We start from the raw sequence: 20,395 nt of genomic DNA on the forward strand, positions 1-20,395 counted from the left end.
CAAACTGTTAAGCGCGCGGCCGAATAGCTGCGATAAGCGAGCTACGCAATTGTACGGAACAACCGTCGACGCTATCAGAGATAGATAACGCGGTGTCCCAGGGCTTCGAAGAGTGCAAACTCTGCTTTGGCACCTTTGCTGCGTTCCCATCCCGGAAGAAGCGCGATCGTGTCGGCCTGCTCGCCGGAAAGCATGAGGCAGCGTTGTTTGGCACGAACTAAGGCTGCGTCTCTGGCGGCATCATCAATCGCACGGCCTCGCATCAGGCTTCGATCATCTCCGTACGGTTTCTGGCCGCCCAGATCTAAGCAGCCCCCCTGCACGTCGCCATGACGAACGGACGGTCCTTCCTCGTGCAACACTGTTGCCCACAACGATCGTTGCGATACCCCCCAGATGGGGGTTCCGACGCTTGATGGCGCCTCCTATAGTTTATCGCCTCTCAAACGTTCAGGCAGGAAGTGGACGACCGATGTATCTCTAACAGCTACTCAAGAAAAAGCTAAGTATATTGTTGATAACGATAAGGATTTTGGAGAACCTTGAGGAACGGAAATGGTCCATAAGCATTTGATTTCGACAGCAATTGTCTTTCTGGCGACTATTCCGGGAGCTCTAGCGGACGCGCCACCGACTTTGTGTGGCGCTCGCGGCTGTGACTATTTGGTTAGGAACCATGTGGGCTCCTATCCTAGCGAAAAAGAACGCTCCCAATGGGAATGTTACGATGCAAAAAGCAAAATGAGCATAAGTTGCGCGTTTATCAGAGGAGATAAAATCCGCAACTATTCAGACGTTTATCGCAAGAAGTAAGCGGTTGGGAGGCGAGAGAATGACAGCGAGCGATACAGCGCCAAAATTGCGTGTCAGCGGGTTAAGTATAGGCTTGATTGTTCTGGCCATCGCCATTCAGATTTCTCCTGCCGCGCGTGCAGGGGCCACGATTTGCGATGTCAACAAGCATGTGACGTATGGCTCGTGCAATTGCCCATCAGGAAGCACTTTGCGAACGACGTTGAATGGACAGCTGGTCTCGAATGAAATCACTTGCCTTTCCCACAAGTGCGATGCGATCTGTCTCCAAGGAGGCACCTCGACAGCCTCTGATCCCAGCTCCTCCAAGCATACGTCTCCAAACTCGGGCAGCGGGCCAAAGTGTCAGAGTGGCCGCGATCCAGGACAGTGCGTGTCACTCGAACAGAGAGGCAAAAGCGGTCGCTGGCACAACTATCGGCTGGTGAACTCGTGCAATACTCGATTTAAAGTAAAAGTGTTTGCTTGTGCGGCAAACTGGGCGGGTGGATGCAAAATTGAAGAAGAAACTGTAGGCCCTTGCGAAACGACAGGCTCTGGAAGTGAGGGCAAACAATCTTGGGATAAGGATGCACAGCTTTCACACTAGTGGCGGCAAGCGTATATTCCTTTCCATGGCGCTCAATCGCGATGACGGCCGCGTCGCTCAAAGACGCGAGAGCAGAGCCACAAGTTCGCCTTGCCGGTGGACATCCGTTTTCGCAAAGATTGTCTTGAGGCGGCTGCGGGCGGTTTCGAGCGTTATGGTGAACTCGTCCGCCGCCTCCTGGACCGACAGGCCTTTTGCCATCGCCTGTGCGAATTGTGCTTCTGAATGCGTCAATCTGAACAGGCCCTTGAGCGCCTCAATCGGCGGCGGCCGCAAATCCTGCAAGTCGATCAGGAGCAATATTACACGAGCTCCGATGAACGGAGTGCGTGCCGCCCCCGTGATCGGCAGCATGTCGATCAAGATGGGGCGCTGGCTCTCGCGTCTGATGACGATCGGCGCCGTCGGCAATGGCCTCAGGTCGCTGACACTGCGCATGCGCAGGATCAGGCGATCAAGTTCCCTTGCAGCAATTCTGTCATGAATGACCAGACGGCGATGATGAATGTGCAAATGCGGGCCGAGCAGCCGTTCGGCGGCGACGTTCATGTCGAGCACGTTGCCAAACAGGTCCAGCGCCATCGCAGGCTTGCGGACCAGCTGTAGCGCATTCGTCGTTTGCGTGAGGGCTTGCCGACCAACCGCCTTCGAAAGAGTGGCGGCTTCCGTCAGGAACTTCGGAAGCATCGCGAGAGCCGTGATTTCCCGGTCATCGAAAGGGCCTTTTTGAATCGTTCGCTGGATCGTTAGGCCCCAGATATCTGATCCCGAATAGAACCCAACACCGGCGAACCATCGCATCCTGTGGCGCTCGAAGTAGGCGTAAAGGGGATCGGCGAGCATCTCGCGCTCGCCCTGGAACAGGTCCTGATCCCGAATGACGGGCCTGCCCGAAAGAAGCAGCGGAACCCCGCGCCTCGCCCGAACGTCCGCGATATGAAGATTGTTCGCGAAATACCCGTCGACGAAGTCGCGAATGGATTCAGTTCGAGGCGCGTCCGCCGTCCGAATGTCGCCTTGCAGCAAGGTCGCGCCCGTGCTGTTCACGGCCCCGCTGATTTCCTCGATAAGAATAGACCACCGAGCGGGGTCGACAACGGCCTCTCCAAATCGCGCTGCTACGTCGTGGAGACGGGCCACATCCATCTTACCCAAGCCGGCCCCTTTCCAGCATGCGCAAGCGATAGTCTCATTAAATCAACGACTAAGCCATATTGCTCTCTGCTCCCCGAAAGTCAATTGCGCTTTTGGCACACCGTCTCGCCAGCGAGCCAAGGTGATCGATGAGGTAAGTGCAACGATCGGCAACAAAGCCGGAGGCAGAAGCGGATAGCCCGCCTTCTCGAAAACTACAAAAGGGCCATCTGGGAGAATTCATGAGACCCCCAAATGGGGGTTGTCCGATCCCGGCTCCTTAATTGACTATTCTTCAACAAAATTCCTTGCCGATGAGTGATCGGATTAAACATACAGGAGAAAAATACCATGCGCCTGAATTATAGCCATCAGTTGATTGCCGTATTTTCGGCTTTTGCTTTACTCGGTTTTTCACCGACGCCGAGCCTAAGTAAAACGTGTAGCGTCAAGTGCCTACAGAAACAGATCGGCGATCTCAAGAAGACGGTTTCCGGTTTACAAGAGACGGTCTCGGGTCTGCGGGGGGATTTCTCGAATTTGCAAGACAAGCGTGTCAAAGAATTAGAGGAGCTGACTTCGTATTTGAAGAAAACGCTCGACCATACGCAGATTAAAGAGTCCGACAATAACAATATTTGCCTCGCGCACAACACGCCCGGCCCAGGGTTCTCTACAAAAGATTGCTCGGGAGGCAGCGACGAATTCTTTGTGATCGGCTCACACTGAATCGAACGGGCATCAGCATCGACTAACGAACATCTTGGCGATTCAGAGGATTGGACGCGCGGGACAACAGATATTCTGCAATTCCGCGAAGGCCTTGCGCCATGCGATGCTTCGCTGGACGCGTCAATCGCTCGTCCGTTGCCTGCAAGGTTTCGCCCTAAATCTCTCCGCCGTCTAGCGGCGCTGATGCCAAACGCAAAAAAACCGCCCCGGCGAACCGGAGCGGGCGGATGGTAATCGGTCGCGCGAGTTGGCTACTGGTTGAAGAAATCGGCGATCTTGTCGAGCCAGTGCATGATTGCCCAAGTGATCGCCGAAGCACCGAAGCCCACAACCCCAAGGGCGCCGATGCCGCGCTGTTTCCACGCCCTGACCTCGTCAGTGACCTCCTTGGTTGAGGATACGGTAGTCTTCATGCCCACGACATCTGTTCGCAGAGAGCTGACATCATCGACAACAGCGTCCAGTCGGTGATGCATCGCCGCGCGCTGATCGTCAGCACGCGCCAATACCCGCTCGATCCCTTCCACCTTGGCCAGCAGAATCCCAAGTGTCCGCTCGTCGCTAGCTGTCATGGCTTCCACCCGCACCATTTCTCGCCCTTGGCATTGTGGGCATTGATTTCGTCAATCTCGGTGCGCGGCGTCTCGGGCTTGGCGTCTCGACGCGGCGAGTTCTGATCGCACCAGATGGAACGAGGGTCCGAAGGGAACGGGGCGTCGCGCCCGAGCGTGCAACCGGACAGCACCAGAGCGACGAAGAGGATTAGGGCTTTGCCCATCGCATCGCCTCCTTGCGCGCCTCGCCATCGGACATGCCGGTGACGCGCCGCTCGATCTCCGTTGCCTCGCGGTTCATCTCCAGCCGTTCTTCGACCGCTGCCAGCTTCTCTTTTGTCTGGCGCGAGCGCTCGGCGTTGACGCCAGACTGCCGAAGTTTCCAGCCGCCCAGAACGGCGAAGACTGCGGTGACGATGTAGGGCCAGAACTGGAGCAGGAAGGCGATCACAGCCCATCCTCCCGCCGGCGACGCAGATACTCCGTGAAGACGCCGTTGGCGACGAGCAGCCAGGGGAACCATGCCGGCGGCACGATCGGCTGCAGGATCGACGGATCAACGAAGGTGACGACAGCGGCAGCGATGCCCAGCACGGCTTGCAGTCGCGCCCAAAAGATCGTCTCGCTGTCCTTGAAGAAACGCTTGATACGCTGCCACATGACTTAGGCTCCTTTTCTGGAAAAAATCTTGGCGAGAAGGGATGCAAAAAACCCGGCTTCTGGCTGGGCTGGGATTGGGCCGCTGGTGCCGTTGGGGGGTGGAGGCGCCAGAACCGGCGGAGGCGCGCTGGTAGGCGCCGGTGGCGGCCAGGGCGTATCCTTGATCCGCGACCATTTCCGGAAAGCCTCGGCGAGCTTCCGGTCATAGGCGTTCCGGCGATACAAGGCGCCGTTGTAGCCCAGCGCGAATCCGGCCCAGTCATGGTTGCGAAGGTTATCGTCGAGCTTCTTGTCGATGATGAAGTTGATCGCGGCTTCGAGCTGGATTTCCTCGTCCTGCATCATGCCGTCAACCATGGCCTGCACGGTCAGAAAGCCGGCCGCTTCGAAGTTCTCGCCAAGAACCTGGCCGAGGCCCCACGATGCCGATTTGAGCGCGGCGGTTTCATCGATGAGCATCGCCGCCTTCAGGCGTGGATACTGGTCGCTCTCCTTGCCATAGGGGATGGCTCCCCAGGCCTTTGCGGCCAGACCAGCCCTGACGGCCTGAGCCCGTGTGGCTCCAGACAGGTTGCGATAGAAGACATGCGGCTCGAACAGGATGACCGGCCGGCCAAGTTCATCGAAACCATGGCCACGTGTCTCGACATCGAGGAAGGCATGGATTTCGTCCTCGCCGACACCGATCTTCGCGCCGAGCTTTGGCAAATCGATATCGTTCAGGCGCCGCGAAGCGCCCACGAACGTGATGTTCATGGTCTTTCCTTTCCAAGGTTGTTCGATTAGTTTCCCGACATCTCACCGAAATGCGGTGAGCTGGGGCGTGGAAACCCCTCCAAGCGACGCTTCCCGGCACAGGCTGGGGAGCGTTTCACACCCTCCCGATTGCAGTTCGGGTCGGGGAGGCATACGTGTATGTCCAGGGCGAAAGCCTAAAGGCGTATGCGGTCGTCGCTTGGCGGCTTTCCAACTCCCCGATCCAGATTGGGGGTGGGTATGCTTGAAAACCTCTACGAACTTTTCTGCCAGTGGCTTGACCATTGGCAGCTAGCGCATCCGAAGCATTGGTGGACGTGGTGGCGAACCGATCCTTTCGAGTGGTCGCCCTATATGCCGTTCGGACGAAAAGTCCGCGATGAAGCCGGCAACCTGATCGAAGGCAACTGCATGAGGCAGTTTCGTGACGGTTCCTGGACCTACCGGCCCTTTACCGAAAAGGAATCGGCCGAGGACGAGATGTGGCACGGGGTTCGCTGAAGCAGATCGGCCATTACCCCCTGTCGCGCAAATCGCGCCAACCCAGCACGTCGATGGTGGAGGAACCGAACGTTCCCGAAGTCAGCAGTTGCTCAAACTGAACTTGCCGAGCCGTGTTGGTGATGAACGCGCCGGGACCGCTCAGGTTGGTGAAGGTATTGGATGATGCGATATTGGCCCGACAAATGGCCATGGCGGCTGTCGTGCCCTCGCCATCGCCCATAAGCTGGACTGCGTTGCCGGCGGCCGACAGGAACATGTTTGACGACAGGATCGGGCTGACGCGAACACCGGGCGGCACATCGAGCGCTAAAGGACCCAGCGCCACCGCGTTGGTGTTCGTGAAACTTCGACGCGGGACATCCCATTTGAAGATGTCCCCAAACTGCCGGAACTTGACCAGGGAGCCGGCCTCGCGCAGCACGGAGCCAAGCCGGCGGAACATGGTGTAGCCGGCGGGTAGCGTTGGCGCGTTCACGGACAGGGAAGCCAGCACATCGGACGTGTGGGTTGTCGGGTTCAGGATGGCAAAGACGTGCCACCAACCATCGACAAGCGCTCCCGTGTCCAGCGCTCCGCTGCCACTGCCGGCGAACCAGTTGGCGTCGAACCGCTTTGTCATGGTGCTCGCCAGCGCAATGTTCGCGATGCCGCTGCTGTCCGAACAGGCCCCAGCAGACACGTCGATATCGTTCACCGCGTCGGCTGTATTGTTGGACAGGGCGAGGCCGAACAGATGCCCTGGCGGATAAGGTGCCGTTCCATAGGCCAACTCAAGTATCGCCCTGGCGTCGCTCGGGTTGGCCGCTTTGAGAAGCGCGATGCCAAGGGGCGAGATTTCACCGATGAGCTTCGGGTTGAGCAATGTCGTCATGGCAGCGGTCCTTATGGCTGGCACGCGCCGGGGGTGGCGCGGATGAGCGCAGCGACAATGTCGTGCCCGGCTGGGCCTATGTGCTGCACATCCACGAATAGGCTGGCGTAGCTGGGAGCGGGCCAACTCGCGCGCAGAGACATGAACGCCTCATAGACCGGCACATAAACGACCCCTGGCAGAGTGCCGCAGGTCTGGATGGTGTTCAGCCACGGGAAAGCGGTACAAGATTTATGTCGTCACGCTTTGCAGCACTCATGCTGTCGGCCAGAGCAGCACTCAATTTCAGGCACGTTGAAGTGCGGAAGTTAAGACCTGATCTGACAATTGGTGCCAAATAGCTGAAGCCGGTCGCGGAGTGGTCGGGGTTCGCAGCGAGCGACTTCAGCGTCGCCGTCGAGCCGAGCTCCTTCAGCGCCTTGCCGAGATTGCCCTGGTTGTTGACGAGCGCAACCGCGGCCTTGTTGACGATGGTCTGTAGCCCGGCCTGGATCGCTGAGTTGGCGATAATGCCGCCGGACAGGCCAAGTGACGATGTCAGGGTCCCGGCCAGGCTGCCGACCGTGATCGCGACTGTGACGAGGGTCAAGAGAGCGGCACCAGCCTCGGCCAAGCCCTGGCTCTTGTAGTCCCAGTCCTTGAAGGACGCATCGACCGCCTTCCAATCGACCTTGCCGGCGAGCGCCGGGTCGTCGCGCAGCTGCTTGACCCAGGCCAGGCCCGGTTTTTGGGGCGAGCTGGTCGAGCGAGGCCTCAAGCGACCCGGTCTTCTGGTAATCGGCGATGATCTTGCCGCCGACGATGATCTTGAGGCCGCCGCCGGCCTTCCTCGCGGCGGCCAGCGCCTGCGCGATGGAAGGCCGCGCCTGCTGTGCGCGGGTCGATCGGATGCGCCCCGGTCGGACACGGACCTCGCGCTCATCGGACATGACGCAGCCCCGCACCGTGCAAAACAGGTCAAAAAATCAGAGACATGAGCGTGCAATGCACGGTGCACGGATATGCTGCACCGTGCAAAACCCGGCAGAAAGCTGAGCAAAAACAACCGCCCAACCGAAGCGCACGGTGCGCGCTTTTATCCTGCCCCCTTATTTGGGGTGGATTTCGCGGAGGTATTCGCCATCGCCGTTTCTCCTTCATAGCAGTAAATCGCTTGATATCACACGCCAGGGCGCGAGGTTCTGCGCAGTCGTCGAGATCAGGTACGCCGTGCACTCTTCCGGGCTCATCGACGGGATAGCTGCGCTGCTTATTGTCAGCGCTCGAACCGTCGCGGCACACTTTTCCATCGGGCTGACGGAGCAGCGTCACAGGCAATCCGGCGCGGTCCGGCCGTCTCGCGATCGGCGCGGCCGCAGGCCAGATAACGTGCGTTCCGTCGTTCCTGGTCTGCATCGGTCCTCATCCACCCGAACGGATCTCCGTGTTCAGTCAGCGTCCGTCAAACTGCGGGCGCCATGCGTTTGAACTGCGCTCGCACCGCTCATCGATGCGCTCCGAGAAGCTTGCAGGCCTTGCCATGCGCGCGCTGCGCGGTGTCGGTCGCGGTTGCCGCCGCATCGCCAACGTAGAACGTGCCGTCGCTCCAGAGCGCGTGCATGATCACCGCCAGGCCCCGACTCTTGACCTTGTCGGAGCCCTTGAAGCGCGTCATCGGCCCGGAAGCCGCGTCGTAAAGCGAGCCTCGAACATCGGCGTCGCCGGCCTTCGAAATGCGACCCTGAATGTCGATCGTCGAGCCCGACTGCCAGCACCGCGAGATCAGCCCGAAGTAAGCCGCGACGTTGCGCGAGCGGCGGAAGCGTGATGGATTGTCGATGGCCGTCATGAACGAAAGCGTCGTCACCGGACCAACGCCGGGGATCGCCATGAAGCGCCGGCTCAACTCGCGACGGGCCACCATCCTCACGACGAGATCATTCAGCCGGCAATACTCTCGCCATAGCGCGTCGCGTGCCGACAGCATGGCGTCAATCAGCTCGGCCAAGAGTGGATCGTCCGCCACCGCGACACGCACTGCCTGGTCGAAGGCCCCGCGGCCGACGGCGGTCAGACGCTCGGCGCGCTGGCGACGGCATGAGCGCAACCTGAGCGACGAACGAACGGCGGTTTTACGGCCTGGCGCCGGAGATGGAGAAACGTCTGCGCTCGCAATGGCGTCGTCCGCACTTCAACGCGGCTGGCGGGTCGACGAAACTTATGTGAAAGTTCGCGGCGTGTGGGCGTATCTCGGAAAGTACACGTTCAACTGGCTCAAGACCCTGGTATAATTCGAGGTCGGAAATGTTCTCGGCGTTCCTGAAGAACCGGGCGCGCAAGGCGTTCGTGGATCGGCTCCGGTCGGGGAACTGGGAGACCGTCGAGCGTGCGATCGCCGAATTGCCGGGACCTCTGACCACAGCGGAGGCGCTCGCCGAGTTGGAGCCGCTGGCGTTGGGAGATGGCGCGAGCGGAATCGCCATTGGGGGATGGAACCGGCGGACCGAAAGGCTGACAGTGACTCAGGAAGTGCTCACCAACCGACATGTCCGCTCCGCGATTGCGGCGCTCGGCCGCCTGCCGTCTCCGGCAGCCAGTGAAGCCCTGTGCGAAGTGTTGCAGACCATGGGTGGCTATGCGGTGGAAGCGGTTGCTGCGCTGCGCTCGGCTCCGCATCGCGACGTCCCGGCCGGGCGTTTCGGCGCTCTTGCGACGACTGCGACGGATTTCGAAACGGCCGAATGGGCGGTCAAAGCACTTCGATCCTTGGGGACGCCCGAAGCGCAAGCCGCGCTCGACGCGTTCACCCGTCAACCTGCCCGCAAGTTGCCGAGCCAGGTGGCGGCGGCGCTGAGATCGACGGCCGCGCTCGGTCAGGTTCCCGACGAAGACTTCATCGCCGAGGTGCGCCGGCGGAAGGCGGCAGGAGAGCCATTTCGCTACGGTGACGAGGCAGAAATCGCCGCCGCACTGCGTCGATGTTTCGAAGACCCGTCGGCATCGGCCCGACTGGTCGACGATCTCGCCCTCCTGTTGACGCGCGGATGCCCCGATGCTGCCTCTACGAGATCGCGGTTTGGATCTCAGGCGGAGGCGGTCGTCTCAGAAAGGAGCCGCGCCGCCTGGCCTGCGAAGCTCGCAGTCATCCGCGCCCACTTCGCAACCGAGGACTCGGCCCGCCTCGAAACCTACCTTCTCAATCGATTTCTCGCAGGGTCGTCGCACGCATTCGAACTCTACCTGCAACTGCCCAATCCTCGCCCGGTCGCTGAACTGCCGGGGCTTTCACAATCCTTTCCAACCTTGCAGGACCTCCGCGATTTTGTCACGTCGAGGCCAATCCGCGAGGCGCTCGCCAAGATCGAATTAGCGCGATCGCATCCCGACAACGTCGACTTGCGGCTGCGTACGCTTGTCGAAGTCAGTCACGTCGTGACGCCTGAGGGACGCGAGGCACTGATCGACGAGTTCGCGGGCGCCTTGCTGACCCGACCGGAATGGGCTGTCCGACGCGCCGCCCTCAACGCGCTCGCGCAATTGCCGCATTCGGACGCAGAGCCTTTCCTGCGCGCGTTTCTGGCTAGCGAAGAGACGGACTTCGAGTTGCGCCAATATGCGCATGCCGCACTGGAGCGGTCCTGAGCCGTCGAGGCCGCACCGTCGTCAGGCAAAATCGCGCAGCGCGACGATCAAGGCCAATGTCATCGAAGCTGACAGCGACGGCTGAGATACCGTTGGCCTTCTACCCCAAAAATGATGGCGCCAGATCGCGCTGCGCTCGAGATCTCGAAAAGCGGAGAAACTGCAGTCCGGGCAAGCTGTTCCGGCAATTCTCGTGACAGTTTCGGTATCATTGTTGGCTCGAGCCTTACAAGGAACGCAGCCTTGAAGGTCAGGGCGTCGCGCTGTTTGTCGCATATTCCAACATAGACAAGGCGCGCGTGAGGATATTGATACCGGCGTTTCCGGCGCTGATCCCACCATTCTTAAGACACTCAAGGCGACCGATTTCACGGCGTATCTCGCCAACTTTTATACATAGCTCGATTATATTCATCCGTTTTGCGACGGGAAACCTTCTTTGCGACAGGCGCGGCGCACGCGCCTCGACGCCAGAAATTACGAGGCGCGATGTGCGACTGCGCCGCGGTCCTCACTGCGATGCCGGCGGGTCCTGAGACTTTGTTCGTCCAGGGTGCCGCTCTTTACAGCCGCAGCCGAGCGGCCGAGGCACGGGCCACTTTCGAAGAACTCACACGGACGCGCGCGAGTTCCGATCCCAGCTCTGACGCGCCTATTCCTACGCGCTCGACCTGACGACGAGTGGCGCGGCGAAAGAATCTCGAAGAAAATTTATTGGGAGACTGGGAAAAGCAAAGCCCCGTCCGTCTCACCTCATAACGGCGACGATCATCTTCGCCGCAGATCGGGAGAGTTCCATGACCCAAGCCAAACGTCTTATCCTTACCGCCTATGCTGGCGCCCTCGCCACTCGCTTCCGGAGTCGCGCGATGTCGCTGGCTCGCCTCGTCGTTGCTGTCGCCGTTCTTCTCACCGGCTTTGCCTCCTTGGCGCCCGCTTCCGCTTGCGGCTACAGCTCCGACACGGAAATCGGCAGCAACGATTGCACCGGCGGCGCCACCGACGATGATCAGGCCGCTATGAACGACATACGCGCCGCCATTGCGGCTCAACGCGCCGAAAACCAGGAATGAGGGCGGGCAAATGTTCTGTCGGCCTCTTCTTGCCCTCGCTCTCGTGGCCACCACGACGCCCGCCCTGGCGCAGGATCACGATCCCTGCGACTGGCAACAGCCCCCACCTCCGTGTTGGATCGAGCCCTGGTACTGCAACCCGCCGCGCGAACCGCCGCTCGACGATCGCCCCATGCCGCCGTCGCGCCCCTTTGACGGGCAAGAATGAACCTCAAACGGGCAGGCCCGCCGGTGCGGTCTGCTCGACCACGTCGCCGCCATGACTCGTCCCTTCCAATTCCTCAAATCCAGGCCGCGCCTGTTGCGGCTTGGTTTCGCGGAGGCGCCTGCGCTAAGCTTGGTCATTGCCCGTTCAACTGGAACAAACATGCGGACCGGCGCGGACCAAGACGCTCTGATCATCGCAGCTCTGGCGGAAGACAGCCCGGCCGCGTGGGAAGCTTTCCTCCGTTGGGCGAGCGGCCCGGTCTGGTCCGCCTGCCTGCACTCCTCGGCGCGGCGGAGCGCGGCTGAGAAGCTCTTCGCCGAGTTGACCGAAACGCTTTTCGAGCACCGCCTCGATCTGCCCGGCCGTTTTGCCGCTTCCAGACTCGGCGCCGCGGCGGCTTTCCTTATCAGCGAAATCGACGAATATATTGGCGCGCGCATCGCCGACGGTTTTCGTCGGGGGGATCACGCGGCAGCGGAAATTTTCGCGCGCTATTTTCACGGCGAGATCAAGACCTGGATCCAGCGCGCTACGCCGCCGGGAGAACGCGTCAGGATCGAGGATCGGGTCCAGGACGTCTACGCAATCCTGCTCGAAAACGACGGCCGACGGCTCGCCGCCTATCCCGGCGGCGGCAGCTTTCGCGTTTTCCTGCGCCGTCTGACGCTCAATGCCTCGACAGACTGCCAGCGCCGCGAGCAGGGGCGCTTTAGGCTCAAGGCGGCGATTGAAAAGCTCAGCCCTCTGGAAAGGAAGGCATACCGCCTTCTCTATGAATCCCGGTTGTCCCGCAATGAGGCGATTGCGCGGCTTGGCGATCCGCTGGCGGCCGCAGCGGTGAAGGTCGCGGACGCACTTGGAGACTTAGGGTCGGTGGTCGCTGGCGCGCGGCCGAAGATGATCGGCATCGAGGATGCCGGCCCATCCTTCCAGCCTCCGTCGCCCGATCGCGATCCAGAGGCTTTGCTCCTACATGTTGAAGAGATGGCGCTGCACGCCGAGCGCGAAAACGCGCTGCTCGCCGCGCTGCACGATGAACGTGAGGATGTGCAGCGAATCCTGCAAATGCGGTTCCTCAACGGTCTGAAGCCTGCGGAAATCGCCGAGCGCCTGGGCCGCGACCGCAAAGAGATCTATCGAACTCTGGAACGCGCTTTAGGGCGGCTGAAACAAATTCTGGCGAGGCCGTCATGAAGGACCCATCACGCTTGCAGTTCCTGAAGGACGCGCTGGCGCGGCTGCGCGATGAAGATCGCCCACCCGAAAGGCTCGTGCAAGCGGCCATCGGCTTGCGCGGGCGCGAGTCTTTTGTCGAAATCTTTCGCCTGCGCGCAGCTGCCAGCCCGTCGCTGGCGGGAGGATTTTCCTGTATTAGCCAATCCGGCATGCTGCGCCTTGATTTTCTAGCCGAGCGGAATTCGGGCAATCCTCCGCAGCGGGGTCAGATTTTGCTTTGCGTCCTCGTCGACCGTGAAGGGACGTTTGAAAAGAGTGCGGCGAAAATCTTCATCAGCACGGAAAGCGGCGAGCGCCTGTTAGCGGAATCGATTGTCCGCGACAGCAAACTTCTGGCCAATATCGAAACGGCGGACGTCGATCTTACGCGTATCGACGCCATCAGGATCGTGTTTTGCCCGCCGCCATCCAAATGAGCGACATCTGGCTTCTCGTCACCGCCGGCGCCGATCACGGCGAGGCGCCGCCGTTGGAGGCGGCACTGAGCGAAGGCGTGCATGGCCAAGGAGTGCTCCATGTCGACGTTGCCGGCGCCGGAAGCGAATTGATTCATTCGGCCGAACATGCCTGCACCGAAGTAGCGAAAATCCTTTATCGCGAACGCTATCTCGACCGGCTGATCCTGGTCCGGTTCAAGGCGCCCAACGCCGGCTCCATCCACGGGCGCAGCGCTGAACTGGCCTTCGCACTGGCTTTGGTCGGCGCCACGGTCAAGACGCCGCTGCCGCCGCTGGCGGCGACTGGCGCTATTGAAACGGGCGGCGCCATCGGAGCCGTCGAAGGTGTCGCGGCGAAAGCCGAGGCCGCCATCAAGACGGTGCCACGTGGAGGGCGCTTCATCTTTCCTTTGGCCAATGAAAGTGCTCTTACGTCTGATCTTCGTTCTCGGGCAGCGGCGGCGGGCGTAGAACTCACGCCGGCGCACAGGCTAGAGGACCTTTTGGCGAGCCTCGGCCTCGCCATGACCACGACCTGGCTTGATCAACCTTATCGCGGCCTCGAGCCTTTCGAGACAGCACATGCCTCGATCTTCTTCGGCCGCGAGGCCGAGGTCGAGGAACTTGCCGCGCTGCTGCAGCGACGACGAGCGGCGCTCGTGTGCGGACCGAGCGGGGCCGGAAAAACCTCTCTGGTACTGGCGGGACTGCTACCCGCGTTGTTGCGGCGCTCATCGGAAGGCCGGAGCCTGCGTTGGGGCTTGCTACGGCCGCGCGACATTGCGCGGGACACATCGCCCGAGCGGGAGGTCGAAAACCTGCATACGGCCCTTGCCGCCGCATGGCGACGCGGCGCCGACGGCGGTCCCGCCGCTCCGGCGGAAGCGCTGCACCAGGCGCACAATGCTGAAGCCTCGATCGCACGGCTGCGTGCAGCGGGTGTCGGCGAACTGTTTCTGGCGGTCGACCAGTTCGAGGATCTGTTTGAAGGCGGCCTTCACCCTGAAACCCAACAGGCTCTCGCTACTTTTTTGACACGGGTCAAAGAACTGGGTGTCAAGATTGTCGCGACGATCACCAGCGCCGCCATGCGCCATCTGGTTTCCGTGCCGCAACTCGCCGATATGTTCGGTGTCGAAGGCATCTTCGCGTTGGAGCCGCGACACGATGCCAAATTCCTTCAGGCGATCGTCAGCGGGCCGGCGTTGGCGGCGAATCTCCGTTTCGAAAACGGGCTCGATGCTGAACTGATCACGGCAGCAAGTCGCGGAAGCCAGGACATCCTGCCGCTGCTCGAACTGCTCTTGACGGAATTGTTTGAGCGGCGCGACAAGGCTGCGGGCGAACTGCGTTGGAGCGACTACAACGCGGTTGGTGGCCTGGATGGCGTGGTCAGTTCGCGCGCCGAAGCGGTTTTTGCAGGATTGACGCCGGAGCAACAACAATCCGTGCCGAGGATCGTCTGGCTCCTTTCCACGTCAGGGGCCGTCGAGACGCCAGACCGCGACCAGGATGATTCCATCGAAGGCGTGCTATCGGCTTTTCGAGAGCGCCGCCTGCTTGCCAGGGATGCATCGGCGGGCGGCAACCGCTTTCGAGCGGCTCACGAAGCCTTTTTGCGCCATTGGAGCCGCGCCCGGACGCAGGTTCAGGCTGATGATCGCGACATCGCTCTTTGGCACGAGCTAAGCCGAGAGGCGCGCCAATGGCGCTCTGGCCACCGGACGCTCATACCCCCAGGTCCAATGCTCGCAGCAGCGCAGGACTTTGTGATACGCAGGAGATCATTCCTCACGACCGACGACGCGGCGTTGACGACATATGTCGCCACCTCACGACGTCAACGTGATCGCCGTAGGTTTCTGGCCGGCGGCGGCCTTGGCGTTGCGCTTGCCGGCATAGGCGTTTTCGGTATCCTCAAATTGCGCGATGTTTATGAGGCTTCGCGCATTGTCACGGTCAATTTTGACGAAGCGGCGGTTCCGCCGGGAGACGACAAGATCTCCGCAATTCCCTGGTTGGCGCGATTTGGCCTGCGCGTCGGCGCGTCGGCGCCTTCGGATGCGGAGCTGGTTATTCTTAAAATCGACCGCGCCTCAGACCGAAGCGTGCCATTCTTCCCAAAATCACGACCGGTCCAGGCGGACGCTACCCCACGCCTGCCGCCGCTGGGAATTCTGACGCAGATTTCTCATCAACAGATCGATGATCTCAGCTTCAACCTCTTTTTCGAACAATCGGCGAACGCCTTTCGCGCCCTGTCATTCTCCCGCGCGGCCTTGTTCGAAGTCGGGTTGACGCAAGCCGCCGAATGGGAATTGATTCCGCTCTATTCTGATGGTCAGGAGTTCGACCCCGCCGACTATGCCGCGGCTCGCCAATCGGAGGCGGAAGGGAATCTTTGGCTTTCGGTCGAAGCGAAAGCCAGCAAGCGATTGCATGGCGTGAGAGTGTCGACCTATCGACACCCCAGGCAATTGTCAGATCCCGCTGCGCATCCTGCCAGCGAGGATTTTGATGGCGCCCACGGCGTTTTGATCCAAACGATAGAAATCCGAGCCTGAGGTGCAACCCCGGCCTTTGCCGGTTGGGCCGCGGATGCGACCGATCTGACGTTGACCGAGGCGTTGCGTCCCCATACCGATGAGTCAAAACCACCAGGAAAAGCGGCGTTGAACTGGGCTGTCATTAGACCGATTTAGCGCCCTTGACGCTGGCGACTTTCTGTCTGGGCCGTGGCGACTGTTGTTTCGCGCTGGGTTTCGTCGCCCAGACAGACCAGATGAGCGATACTTCGACTTCTATTCGAGCCGGAGATCTCCCAGTCTTCACTGCGATCGTCGAGAATGTTGTCGTGCCGAGCGGTTATGCGGCGGCGATCGCGCGCGCTTTTTCCAACACCTTTGCTGGAATCCGTCCAGTTGACCTGCCGACTGAAATTCTCGGCGCTCTCGTAGCCCTACTCCTTGCCGGATAGTTATTTGCCGACCCGAAACCCGCCTCGATCGCAATAGCGAAATTAGAAGCCGCCGAATGACCTGGCGCTAGGCCTTGACGCTCGCCAGTTCAGAGAGCGCCGTTCTGCTCGGCAGCGCTGGCCAACCACTAGCCTTACCCTCCGTTTCTTTCTGCCGCGAAGAGCCGGCTTCGAATATCCGGCGTGAGATCGCTTCCTGCTGCTGGCGCAGGTGATCACTCAGCAGCTTATTGCGCGTGATGTAGCCGGCATTAACGCCCGGAATCGAGTGGTTCATCAGAAGGTGCACGTCGAGCTCCGCTACTCCAGCGGCCTGGGCGATCGTGCGGAAAGTTTGCCGTAGGTCATTGCCCCATTTCGACAGGTCGTCGCGCTTCTCCTTGTGTTCGACCATGTGGCCGCTTTCACTGTCAGCTGGGAAGAGCCAGTCGCGTGACTGCTCTTCATAGAGGACCTGGCCAATGCGCATCACGCGAACCAGACAACGGATCATAGCTTTCGACAGCGGGATATCGAAAGCTTTGACCTCGCCACCCTTTGGCCTGGGTATGTGGAGTAAGCGCGCCCGAAAATCGACATGCTCAATCCGAACCTTCCTGATCGCTTCAGGGCGATGGCCCGACAGCAGCATGAACAGATGGAATTCCCGCCGGACTGGGTTCTTCAAAGCCTTGAGCTGGGTGAACCAACCTTCCAGATCGGACAGGCCAAGCGCGGAGTTGCGTCGGTGTTCGGCATTCCAGTCTATGGCTGATACCGGGTTATCAGCAGGCAGCGAGCGAGCGGCCTTCCGAGCATGGTTGTAGACGGCGCGCAATGTTCGCATGCAGCCATTGGCGATGTAGGCGCCGTTTTCCTTGGTCAGCTTCTCGTGCCGTGCCGTTACCAAGGCGGGATCGTTGCCAAACTTGGAAAGAGGTTCATCAAGCCAATCGGATAACAGCCGCTCGACATGGTCGCGATAGTTGTTGATCGTCCCGTTGCTCCGGCCCTTCTTCTTCATATGTCCGTCACGGTAGCGTTCCCAGGCAATGCGTAAGGTGGGGTTCCCGATCGACGGCAAATCAACCACGACGGTATCGGCGTCCGACTTTTTTCTAGACGCGCGGGGATCCACGCCGCTCGCGATTTTCCCCAGAATGTCCTTGGCCTTCGCCCTCGCCGCCCGCGTCGTGAGTTCCCCAACTTCAGCCACCTTCATTCGAACGGAAAGGCGCTTTCCCGCCTTCCTTCGCTCACCCTGGACAACGAATGTCTTTCGCCGTTTACCCACAAGCACCATGAAGCCCGACAGGTCAGTGTCTCGGGCAAAATATTGACCTGACGTCGCCAACTCGAGGCTAGCGACGGTACGGTCGGTGAGAGAGAGACGAAGGTCCATCATCCAACTAGTACGGCATTAGTACGGCAATTGCGCTGCATTCGATCTGTCAGTATGTCTTCTCCACGATAGCCGCGCAACACGAAAAGCGCAACAACTTGAATATATTATAGGAGGTTCGGTCGTGCAGTGGCGTGCAACGAGAAACATAAGGATAGAACCGTATGACAAATTCCTAATCTGTAGGTCACAGGTTCGATTCCTGTCGGGATCACCAATCAGGTGCCTCCCACCCGTCATTTCCCGGTTTCGCGCCGGGCTTGCCACGATCATCGCCTTGCGTGAATATGACGGCGTTCAACCTGCGGCTGCGCATGGTTTCCGGCCATGTCGCGCGGGCGTCGATCGAGCTCGGGAGACTTCCTAATGGCAGATGAAAGACAAGAACGCATCCGGCAACGAGCCCATGCGATCTGGGAACGCGAAGGCAGGCCGCACGGCGCCGACGAGCGGCATTGGCATCAGGCCGCGGGTGAAATCGAGGCGGAAGACAAGAAGCCCGGGAAGCGCGCCGCCAGCGCGAAACCCGCCAAGGCGGCTGCCGCGAAACCGGCGAAGGCTCCTGCCAAGGCCACAGCGGCCAAGGCTGCAAAGGCGCCCGCCGCGCTTGCGAAGGCTGCCCCAGCCAAGGTGGCAAAGGCGCCGGCGGCAGCGGTCAAGGCCGCCAAGCCGGCACCCAAGAAGGCCGCTAAGCCGAAGGTTCCCGCCAAGGCCGGATAATCTCCGCAACGCTGCATCCGTTCGCCTTCGACGCACTTTGGAGGCCGGCGGCCTTTGGCGGTCGGCTGGCTTCGGCATGGGCGCGCCGCGCGGTCGCACGCGCCCGGGATGGCGGGCGCGGAAGGCGCGTCATGTCGGCCTTTTCCCGTCGCCGTTCCAACAAAAATCCACGCGCGCCGGATGGCGATTAAGTGCCGGGAAAGACGGGAAAAATTCCCGTCGGCCGCCATTCACATTTCACGTGACTTGAATTCGAAATCTCACAACTCATTGCATTTCAATGTAAAATATGCTTTTATTGAATGAATATTCAATAAGAAAGCTCTCTCCATGAACCCGCATATCCGCGACGTAGCCGTCCCCAATGACTGGGATCGCAAGGGCCTGCCCGGCTGGAGCTATCACTCGGATGCGTTTCTGGAACTGGAAAAGCAGCATCTGTTCCGCACCCACTGGCAGATCGCCGGCCATGTCTCCGACATGCCAAACCCCGGCGACTATCTGGCCATGGATGTCATCGGCGAGCGCGCGCTCATCGTGCGCGGCAAGGACGGCGTCGTGCGCGGTTTCCACAATCTGTGCCGGCATCGCGGCAGCCGCGTCGTGGCCGACAGCCAGGGCCATTGCGCCAACGCGCTGGTCTGCCCTTTCCATGGCTGGGTCTACAATCTCGACGGCACGCTGCGCGGCGCCGCCCGCCCGCGCTCCTTCCCCGATCTCGACAAGACCGAGTTCGGGCTGCGGCCGCTCGACCTCGAAATCTGGATGGGTTTTATCTTCATCCGCTTCCGCGACGGTGGACCGCAGCCTTCGGTGGCGGAACTCTTGAAGCCGATCGAGGCCGAGATCGCGCCCTATTGTGCTGCCGACATGGTGCCGTCCTGGGGCATCTGGACCCAGAAAAGCCCGGTCAACTGGAAGTCGGTACGCGACGTCGACAATGAAGGCTATCACGTCGCCATGGCGCATCCGGCGCTGCAGGACCTCTATGGCTCGACCTACTACGACGAACCCTTCGTCAACGGCGTCTCGCGCTCCTTCGCCACCTACAATCCGCATGCCGGCCGCCGCTGGAGCGTGAAGAACTACGTCGCCATCGCGCCCGAGCCGGCGCATCTGCCCGACGCGCTGAAGAAGGCCTGGATCTATTACGGCATCTTCCCCAATGCGGTGATCGCGGTGACGCCGGAATCCGTGCAGTTCTACCAGGAATTCCCGCTCTCGACCGGCGAGACCCTGCTGCGCGGCGCCATCTACCGCCATGCCGAGGAAAGCCGCGAGCAGGCGGCGGCGCGATATCTCGCCTTCCGCATCGACCGCGACACCATGGCCGAAGACGTGCAGCTTTCCGTCTGGTCGAACGAATCCATGCAGTCGGAGGCTTTCGCCGGTTTCTACCTGTCCGACCTCGAATATGGCGTGCGCACCCATCACGACCATATGCGGGCGCGCTTGCCCGTGCTGTCCCTGGAAAGCCAGCCGGACGAGAAGGACATGGCCGCCCTCAACGACGCGCTGCTCAGCCAGGCATAGCCGCCCGGCCGTGCCATCTTCCGGTGCCGCGGCCTGTCGTCGATGAGCGTCCTTTAGGCGAAAAAGTCACGCCGCATGTCACAAAACGCGGCAGCCGGTCGTCATGTCTGTACGATTGCGACAGGAGACGACTATGGCACAAAGGCCGAACCCCTTTACCGCCAACCCGGCGGCTATGAAGCCCTGGATCGAGATTGGCAAAACCATCCAGGATGACGAGCTGGAGCCCTTGCTGAAGGAACTGGTGATGACGCGGGCGGCGCAGATCAATGGCTGCACCTTCTGCATCCACCATCACGTTGAAGCCGCGCGCAAGCAGGGTGAATCGGAGGACCGCCTTCATCTTCTGAGCGCCTGGCGTGAATCCACGCTCTATTCCGCTCGCGAGCGGGCAGCGCTGGAATGGACCGAGGCCCTGACACTTGTGTCCCAGACCCATGCGCCGAACGACGCCTACGAAATCCTGCAAGCACAGTTCAACGAGGCCGAGCAGGTGAAACTGTCGCTGCTGATTGCGTTGACCAACGCGTGGAACCGCATCAACATCGGCTTCCGCCGCGTTCACCCGGCCGAAGCGAAAAAGGCTGCCTGACGAT

20 protein-coding genes and 2 pseudogenes are annotated in these 20,395 nt (G+C 60.7%); 11 read left to right on the top strand and 11 right to left on the bottom strand.

All coding sequences use genetic code 11. The features are described 5' to 3' along the window. Positions 1 to 74 precede the first annotated feature (74 nt). Both AB4136_RS27490 and AB4136_RS27495 read right to left on the bottom strand, forming a co-directional pair. A complete protein-coding gene (locus tag AB4136_RS27490) occupies positions 75 to 359 on the bottom strand; it encodes a DUF4406 domain-containing protein (RefSeq protein WP_441931859.1) in 285 nt (94 codons plus the stop codon). Between the two features lie 1,100 nt (positions 360 to 1,459). Continuing rightward, positions 1,460 to 2,557: a hypothetical protein gene (locus AB4136_RS27495; protein WP_137900912.1), complete on the bottom strand. Its 1,098-nt coding sequence runs from the start codon at positions 2,555 to 2,557 to the stop codon at positions 1,460 to 1,462. Positions 2,558 to 2,887: 330 nt separating this feature from the next. Here AB4136_RS27495 and AB4136_RS27500 point away from each other — a divergent pair, with 330 nt between their 5' ends. Continuing rightward, entirely contained in the window at positions 2,888 to 3,265 is a 378-nt protein-coding gene (locus AB4136_RS27500; protein WP_137900911.1) for a hypothetical protein, read from the top strand. A 254-nt stretch (positions 3,266 to 3,519) separates the two neighbouring features. Here AB4136_RS27500 and AB4136_RS27505 read toward each other — a convergent pair whose 3' ends face one another. The 5 genes from AB4136_RS27505 to AB4136_RS27525 are packed head-to-tail and all read right to left on the bottom strand — an operon-like array spanning position 3,520 to position 5,238. After that, positions 3,520 to 3,840 carry a DUF1515 family protein gene (locus AB4136_RS27505; RefSeq protein ID WP_441931862.1) on the bottom strand — a complete coding sequence of 107 codons (321 nt, stop codon included), beginning with the start codon at positions 3,838 to 3,840 and terminating at the stop codon, positions 3,520 to 3,522. Further along, a complete protein-coding gene (locus AB4136_RS27510) occupies positions 3,837 to 4,046 on the bottom strand; it encodes a hypothetical protein (RefSeq protein WP_137900910.1) in 210 nt (69 codons plus the stop codon). The genes AB4136_RS27505 and AB4136_RS27510 overlap by 4 nt, the downstream gene beginning before the upstream one ends. After that, on the bottom strand, positions 4,031 to 4,273 hold the full coding sequence (locus AB4136_RS27515; RefSeq protein WP_137900909.1) for a hypothetical protein: 243 nt from the start codon (positions 4,271 to 4,273) through the stop codon (positions 4,031 to 4,033). Before AB4136_RS27515 ends, AB4136_RS27510 begins: the two co-directional genes overlap by 16 nt. Further along, positions 4,270 to 4,482, bottom strand: coding sequence for a hypothetical protein (locus tag AB4136_RS27520; protein ID WP_137900908.1), 213 nt, complete (start codon positions 4,480 to 4,482; stop codon positions 4,270 to 4,272). The genes AB4136_RS27515 and AB4136_RS27520 overlap by 4 nt, the downstream gene beginning before the upstream one ends. A gap of 3 nt (positions 4,483 to 4,485) precedes the next feature. Then, complete coding sequence (locus AB4136_RS27525) at positions 4,486 to 5,238, bottom strand: N-acetylmuramidase family protein (RefSeq protein ID WP_137900907.1); 753 nt, start codon at positions 5,236 to 5,238, stop codon at positions 4,486 to 4,488. A gap of 240 nt (positions 5,239 to 5,478) precedes the next feature. Here AB4136_RS27525 and AB4136_RS27530 point away from each other — a divergent pair, with 240 nt between their 5' ends. After that, on the top strand, positions 5,479 to 5,739 hold the full coding sequence (locus AB4136_RS27530; protein WP_137900906.1) for a hypothetical protein: 261 nt from the start codon (positions 5,479 to 5,481) through the stop codon (positions 5,737 to 5,739). Between the two features lie 13 nt (positions 5,740 to 5,752). Here AB4136_RS27530 and AB4136_RS27535 read toward each other — a convergent pair whose 3' ends face one another. From AB4136_RS27535 to AB4136_RS27545, 3 genes and pseudogenes are all read right to left on the bottom strand, one after another. Then, a complete protein-coding gene (locus AB4136_RS27535) occupies positions 5,753 to 6,613 on the bottom strand; it encodes a hypothetical protein (protein ID WP_137900905.1) in 861 nt (286 codons plus the stop codon). Positions 6,614 to 6,818: 205 nt separating this feature from the next. Further along, a complete protein-coding gene (locus AB4136_RS27540; RefSeq protein ID WP_171020958.1) occupies positions 6,819 to 7,370 on the bottom strand; it encodes a DUF637 domain-containing protein in 552 nt (183 codons plus the stop codon). Between the two features lie 726 nt (positions 7,371 to 8,096). Next, positions 8,097 to 8,669, bottom strand: a pseudogene (locus AB4136_RS27545) (transposase); the annotation flags it as partial. A 227-nt stretch (positions 8,670 to 8,896) separates the two neighbouring features. Here AB4136_RS27545 and AB4136_RS27550 point away from each other — a divergent pair. The 6 genes and pseudogenes from AB4136_RS27550 to AB4136_RS27575 all read left to right on the top strand — a co-directional run. Further along, entirely contained in the window at positions 8,897 to 10,234 is a 1,338-nt protein-coding gene (locus AB4136_RS27550) for a HEAT repeat domain-containing protein (RefSeq protein WP_137900903.1), read from the top strand. A gap of 797 nt (positions 10,235 to 11,031) precedes the next feature. Next, the gene (locus tag AB4136_RS27555) at positions 11,032 to 11,307 is read left to right on the top strand and encodes a hypothetical protein (RefSeq protein WP_137900902.1); all 276 of its coding nucleotides are present in this window, start codon (positions 11,032 to 11,034) and stop codon (positions 11,305 to 11,307) included. A 367-nt stretch (positions 11,308 to 11,674) separates the two neighbouring features. Continuing rightward, entirely contained in the window at positions 11,675 to 12,709 is a 1,035-nt protein-coding gene (locus AB4136_RS27560) for a sigma-70 family RNA polymerase sigma factor (RefSeq protein ID WP_171020957.1), read from the top strand. Beyond that, positions 12,706 to 13,167, top strand: a complete 462-nt coding sequence (locus tag AB4136_RS27565) for a hypothetical protein (protein WP_137900900.1) — start codon at positions 12,706 to 12,708, stop codon at positions 13,165 to 13,167. The genes AB4136_RS27560 and AB4136_RS27565 overlap by 4 nt, the downstream gene beginning before the upstream one ends. Next, the gene (locus AB4136_RS27570) at positions 13,146 to 15,752 is read left to right on the top strand and encodes an nSTAND1 domain-containing NTPase (protein ID WP_137900899.1); all 2,607 of its coding nucleotides are present in this window, start codon (positions 13,146 to 13,148) and stop codon (positions 15,750 to 15,752) included. The genes AB4136_RS27565 and AB4136_RS27570 overlap by 22 nt, the downstream gene beginning before the upstream one ends. Before the next feature lie 305 nt (positions 15,753 to 16,057). Then, a pseudogene (locus AB4136_RS27575) lies at positions 16,058 to 16,165 on the top strand (aquaporin family protein); the annotation flags it as partial. Positions 16,166 to 16,232: 67 nt separating this feature from the next. On the opposite strand, the gene AB4136_RS27580 reads toward AB4136_RS27575, so the two are convergent. After that, on the bottom strand, positions 16,233 to 17,549 hold the full coding sequence (locus AB4136_RS27580) for an integrase family protein (RefSeq protein WP_137900898.1): 1,317 nt from the start codon (positions 17,547 to 17,549) through the stop codon (positions 16,233 to 16,235). Between the two features lie 363 nt (positions 17,550 to 17,912). On the opposite strand from AB4136_RS27580, the gene AB4136_RS27585 reads away from it, so the two are divergent. From AB4136_RS27585 to AB4136_RS27595, 3 genes are all read left to right on the top strand, one after another. Continuing rightward, positions 17,913 to 18,266: a DUF2934 domain-containing protein gene (locus AB4136_RS27585; protein WP_024922858.1), complete on the top strand. Its 354-nt coding sequence runs from the start codon at positions 17,913 to 17,915 to the stop codon at positions 18,264 to 18,266. A gap of 330 nt (positions 18,267 to 18,596) precedes the next feature. Beyond that, on the top strand, positions 18,597 to 19,799 hold the full coding sequence (locus tag AB4136_RS27590; RefSeq protein ID WP_137900897.1) for an aromatic ring-hydroxylating oxygenase subunit alpha: 1,203 nt from the start codon (positions 18,597 to 18,599) through the stop codon (positions 19,797 to 19,799). A gap of 133 nt (positions 19,800 to 19,932) precedes the next feature. Continuing rightward, positions 19,933 to 20,391 (top strand): carboxymuconolactone decarboxylase family protein, encoded by a 459-nt coding sequence (locus AB4136_RS27595; RefSeq protein WP_137900896.1) that lies wholly within the window; start codon positions 19,933 to 19,935, stop codon positions 20,389 to 20,391. Positions 20,392 to 20,395: the final 4 nt, after the last annotated feature.

This window comes from Mesorhizobium sp. 2RAF21, from assembly GCF_052115345.1.
GTDB classification, from domain to species: domain Bacteria; phylum Pseudomonadota; class Alphaproteobacteria; order Rhizobiales; family Rhizobiaceae; genus Mesorhizobium; species Mesorhizobium terrae.